Consider the following 5,286-nt stretch of genomic DNA (forward strand, 5'->3'; position numbering starts at 1 on the left):
CTCGTTGCAATGGCTTCCCATCTAAAAAAACTCGTTCGGAATTTGCCATAACTATGACAAATCTTTCGTTTTGAGGCCCTTGAATTCTATACGGGCCAAGGACTCCCTCAAGTATGGGCAACTGAATTGAGGCGAACTTTCCTTTAGCAATGGAAGCAAATCCCTGAGTGCTGGCGGTCCAGTTTCCCTTCATTTTATAATTAGAAGTAAACTGTAAACCTTGAACATTTTTATAGTATCTTAAAAACTCTGATTCCCTTTGTTGTAGGACAACGTCACCTGCAGCCATACTAAAATCATCATTGTATAGCTCAATCAATACATTGTCAAAGTCCTGAATCTGCTGCGTGTTCCCTTCTGGTTGAAATGGAATATTTTGGTCAGTAATACTGGCTCGAATCTTCAAGTTTTCAGATACGCTACCTTCGAGCTGTAAGTTTAAAGCAGAATTAACAAAAACATTTTGGGTGTTTCCAAAAGAAACCCCTCGTGTTAAACTTCCGGATTTATAAAGATCTGTACTTGGAAAAAGTTCTTCTCTAAAATCAAAAGTAGGTGATTCAAGGAGCCTATTATTTTTAAACTGAGCCATTGAATCATAATCATACAATAGCGTTCTCTTGGATACTGACTTATCAAAACGAATAGAAAATGTTTGATAACAAAGGTTCACAGAATCAGGAACACTTTCGGAACCAATCAAAATCTTCAATTGGTTGGTATTCAAATCATATTTAAATGAATATGTTTTTCCGCTTTGATCTTGAATACGAATAGTCTCTTCTAAAATAGAAAGGGAATCAATAAAAGCAGGATTTGAAAAATCTAAAGGTCTTACCCATCTACATTTTTCTTGAGCTTTTGCGCTAGCAAAAAAGCTTATAAAAATAATCCAAGAAATGACCCAGGTTCGCATCTTCAAATTGAAAGCACTTTTCCCTCCAAGGTAATAAAAAGAGTAAATTATTTGAGCAAAGGAAAAGTGAGGTAAAATGTTGTCCCCACATTCATTTTAGTTTCAAACCATATTTTACCGCCTGCTGTCTCCACTCCGCTTTTAGCGATGGCCAAACCTAGACCTGAGCCTTGACTTTTAGTACTGAAATTGGGAATAAAGATTTTATCTCTTAGTTCTGGGAGAATTCCATTCCCATTATCCGAAATTTCAAGAAAAACCGCCTGATCACTCATCCAAAGCCAGACTCTAATTTCTGGTTTTATACCACTTTCTACAGCCTGAACCCCATTTATTATCAAATTAGAAATCACTCTTCCAAAAAGCTTATCATCACCAAGAATGGGAATATTATCAGTGTAAGAGTCATCTTTAAAATACAAATCCAAACGTTCATCATTTTTAAAAAGCTCCAATACTTGATTTAAAATATCTTTAAAATTCATCAAGTCATTTTTCGGCAATGGCATTTTGGCAAAGGTGGAAAATGAAGAGGCAATTCCACTTAAAGCATCTACCTGATGAATTAGCGTTTCCAATGATTTCTTGAGCCTTTCATGATCATCCAATTGACCAGCACTTTGCAATCTTAATAAATGTTGAAGAGTAAGCTTCATTGGAGTTAGAGGGTTTTTGATCTCATGTGCCACTTGCTTAGCCATTTCCCTCCAAGCAGATTCCTTTTCTGTAGAAGCCAATACTTTCTTACTCGATTCAAGCTTAAAAAGCATGTTATTATATTCATTCACCAGTAAACCAATCTCATCTTTAGATCCCCAATACATAGGCTCATTATTTTCGAGGTTAGTTGTTTTAAGCTTTTGGGTCAAAAGTTTGAAGGGAAAAGTGAGATTTTTGGAAACAAAATACGAGACGATCAAGAAAAGAATAAAGATTATAACGAAGGCGTTAAAAATATTGCTCAAAACATCTGAAATAAGTGCATTCAATTCTGCCTCAGACTCAAAAAATGGTACGGCCAAAATCCCCAAATTTCTTTGGCTATTCGAAGAAGGAATGGCTAAATAAACCGACTTGTAAACTAATCTCCCAATCTTTTCATCTGCAAGAAATCGATTTTGATTCATCTCCTCAATCTCTGAGATTGCAGCTGGATTTATCCAATTTGAAAGTATTTTCTTTTCAAAGATATTCGGTCTATTGGAAGCTTCCAGGATCCCTGAGTCAGTATATAAATGCAGATCACTAGCAATGGTATTTGCAAGATTATTAACTTCCTCATTAATAATATCTCGATCTACATCACCAACTTTTTGATTATTCAAGAAACTACTTAGATTCCCCCGGATCAAATTTGCCTTCTGAATATATTGACGATCTAAATCCTCCCTGTAACTATTCGCCAACAAACCAATTGTTATAATACTGATAATGATTATAGGAAAGAAAAATGCGAAATTCAGGTAAAGCTGAAGCTTTGTGGAGTAGTTAAATTCGAAAGATTTAAAACCTCTAATAAAAATATTAATCAGAATTGCCAAAAACGTAAGAAATACAAACGCCACAAAATAAAGGGAAATGTTCCCGAAAAAATGAGATAGAGTCATATTTGGCGAAGAAATAATAATTTTATCCTCGCCATTTATAATTCCGAAATGCTGAAAATCTCCAACGTGAATTCCTTCTTTGAATAATTTACTTTCGTCTATTCTGGCTTTTAACTCCTCCGATTGATAATTAAAAGTTCCTGTACTTCTCACTAAATCGTTTTCCCTGAAAATCGCATAATCATAGCGGATAGGATCTAACCTTTCAGAATATTTTTTGTCCAATAAGAGTTTGGGATAAACACTTGTCGGTTGAACTCTAAGTTGATTTAATTCCAAAAATATAGTACCCTGTGGGGAGTCATCTTTAGTTAAAGGAATAAATGCGATAAACTGATTTCCCATATCTCCCTCACTCCCTCGAATAAAATAGAGATCTTTTACACTTGTTGCAAAATCACTATTTATATATCTCAAACGCAAGTCATTTAGACTACCCAAATCTAATGGCCCCTGCAACTGCTGACCTGAAGTAGAATACACACCAACCTTCACTTCAAATTGATCGAAATAATTATCCAGGTAGATCTTTCTGATTTTTGTTTCAATGGGATCTTTGGAAAGTAAGGGATCCCCCATTCTATTTTGGATAAAAAGATCAGATTTTATCCTTGAGAAAATTTCGCTCAAAAAGAATTCAGTCATTACATCATTCTCTATTAAATTTTGATTTGCAAAGCGAATCTTAGATTGCATCAACTGATTTTTTTCTGTTTGAAAAGTGCTTATTCCGCATATTCCTGCAGTCATCAAACATGCAAAGAAAAAAGTAAGAAATGTATCCAGTCCCAGTTTGAAAACATTTCTGAATAATTCAAACCGAACAACCAATGAAATAAGTCCAAGATGAATAACCCATACAACACCGCCCCAAATACTAAATGGGAAAATCAAACCTGCAACTGGAATACCTATCAAAAGTAGTCCTTTATATAACTCATTTTTATTTTTGTTGATTTCAAGAATTAAACTGATGAAGGTCAAAGAGATCAAAACATAAATCGCTCCCCACATAAATAAAATCAAAAAACTAAGGCCTTTAAACCAATCAAAAGAAGGTATTGATGTTATATCTAAAGCCCATTGGGAGTTGGAAATAATATCTCTTGGGAGAATCCAAACCAATGCAAGCCCTGCTGAACTGATCATTAAAGTGATAAAGCCAAAAACTCTAATTTCCACAGTTTCTTGTAAAGTCTGAATCTTCAATCTCATATCACTTGATGAAAGATGAAAAATGATCATCCCGAAAATGATAAAAGCACAAATTGTGTTAAGCAGCAAATCCCCTAAGCTTGGATTTAGCCAAGAAGAAGCATAATTCCCGGGGTCAAAAAGAGGTAAATTTAAATAGGCACTTGGGAAATCCAGAAGTAGCATAAAAGCTCGAAATCCAACCAATACTAAAGTTGCATATCCAATGGCCTGCCATCTTCGTTTTTTCTTCCATTTATTAAGGACAAAATCTGAACTCAATAAGAAATATAGAAGAAAGACTGAAGTGAAAAAGATTAATATTGCTGGATTTACCAACCGATTTGCGGGTTGATACCCAAAAAGAAAATCTATCCCAAATAATGGAATACCCGCTGGGTTTTTAATTTGGAATAGTCCTTCCTCAGGATTTGTATAAAGTCTAAAGCGATTGTTTCCAAATATTTCTGGATTCGACCCCGTAATTAAATAATCATTTTCGATGTTTCCCGGATATATTAATCTTAGAGCCTGCACCATTAAAAGTGGAGTTCCACTTTTACTTAACTGCCTTATTTTAATTAAAATTGAGCCGTAAGGATCCTCGATCAACTGATACTCTCTATCTTGATCGATCTGATCAAAATCAAAAGAAAAAGTAAAATCAGACCAATAAACCAGTTCTCTTTCTGAATTCAATAAAAAATAAGGATGCGCATGTTCTGACAACTCCATGTTCCTAAAGAAAATGGAGTCGGTAGAACTAACGTTCATAAGAATTTGAATAAAATCTTCGTCAAACTCTCTATCAACTTTTTGGATTTTTTCCTGTAGAGTTTCTAAATATCTTTCTTCATCACTTTTTTGGAAGAAAAAGAAATTTAAGATCAAAACAGTAAGTAGAGAGAAAACGCTGACCAAAATGATCAACCTCCTGGATTCATAGCTCATTTAGGCTAAAAATAAAAAAAGCAAAGCCTGTATCAAACTTTGCCATTCAGTATGCTTCAACGAAATGATAATTTTTCTTTTCTCTTTTTTGCAGCCCGATACCAAAAAAATCCGATAACCATGGCCATCAGATATGGCATGACAAACAAATAAAGAATCCCAGCATTTAGACCTGCCCCTATACTTGTATCCCCATTTGCAACATTATTCTCAACAGATGCTCTGCACATGGCGCACTGGGCATACGTATTGAATTGAGTAAAAACAAATAATGCAAACACTAAGAATATCTTATAAATCCGGTTCATAATTCAATTTACGATTTAAAATCTATTGGGTTCAATGTATATAATAAGGACTTATCATTAAATACACGATCACCCCAGTAATTGTGACATATAACCAAATTGGATATGCAAATTTAACCAGTTTTTTATGTTTTTCTCTTTGATCTGTATAACCATAATAATAGGCAAACAAAATCGGAAACAAAGCAATTGCTGCTAAAGCAATATGTGTTATCAGAAGCACATAATAAACAATTCGTATCGATCCTTCTCCTCCGAAACTAGTACTTTCAGCTGCACCATGATAGACTACATAAGACACTAGAAATAT

Annotated in this window: 3 protein-coding genes and 1 pseudogene; all 4 read right to left on the reverse strand. The window is 34.4% G+C overall.

Annotation, left to right across the window (positions count from 1 at the left end; translation table 11 throughout):
* Window positions 1–916: pseudogene (locus tag Q0L68_RS15815) on the reverse strand (hypothetical protein); the annotation flags it as partial.
* 47 nt (window positions 917–963) lie between these two features.
* The gene (locus tag Q0L68_RS15820) at window positions 964–4,668 is read right to left on the reverse strand and encodes an ATP-binding protein (protein ID WP_296705082.1); all 3,705 of its coding nucleotides are present in this window, start codon (window positions 4,666–4,668) and stop codon (window positions 964–966) included.
* 56 nt (window positions 4,669–4,724) lie between these two features.
* Window positions 4,725–4,976 (reverse strand): hypothetical protein, encoded by a 252-nt coding sequence (locus Q0L68_RS15825; RefSeq protein ID WP_296705084.1) that lies wholly within the window; start codon window positions 4,974–4,976, stop codon window positions 4,725–4,727.
* Between the two features lie 31 nt (window positions 4,977–5,007).
* The coding region (locus Q0L68_RS15830; protein ID WP_296705086.1) for a DUF420 domain-containing protein at window positions 5,008–5,286 on the reverse strand (279 nt) is incomplete at its 5' end.

Source organism: Algoriphagus sp., from assembly GCF_024642405.1.
Taxonomy (GTDB): domain Bacteria; phylum Bacteroidota; class Bacteroidia; order Cytophagales; family Cyclobacteriaceae; genus Algoriphagus.

Coding starts and splice junctions, on each gene's coding strand:
- Q0L68_RS15825 (WP_296705084.1), bottom strand. CDS start 4,976: ATGAACCGGATTTATAAGATATTCTTAGTGTTTGCATTATTTGTTTTT.
- Q0L68_RS15820 (WP_296705082.1), bottom strand. CDS start 4,668: ATGAGCTATGAATCCAGGAGGTTGATCATTTTGGTCAGCGTTTTCTCT.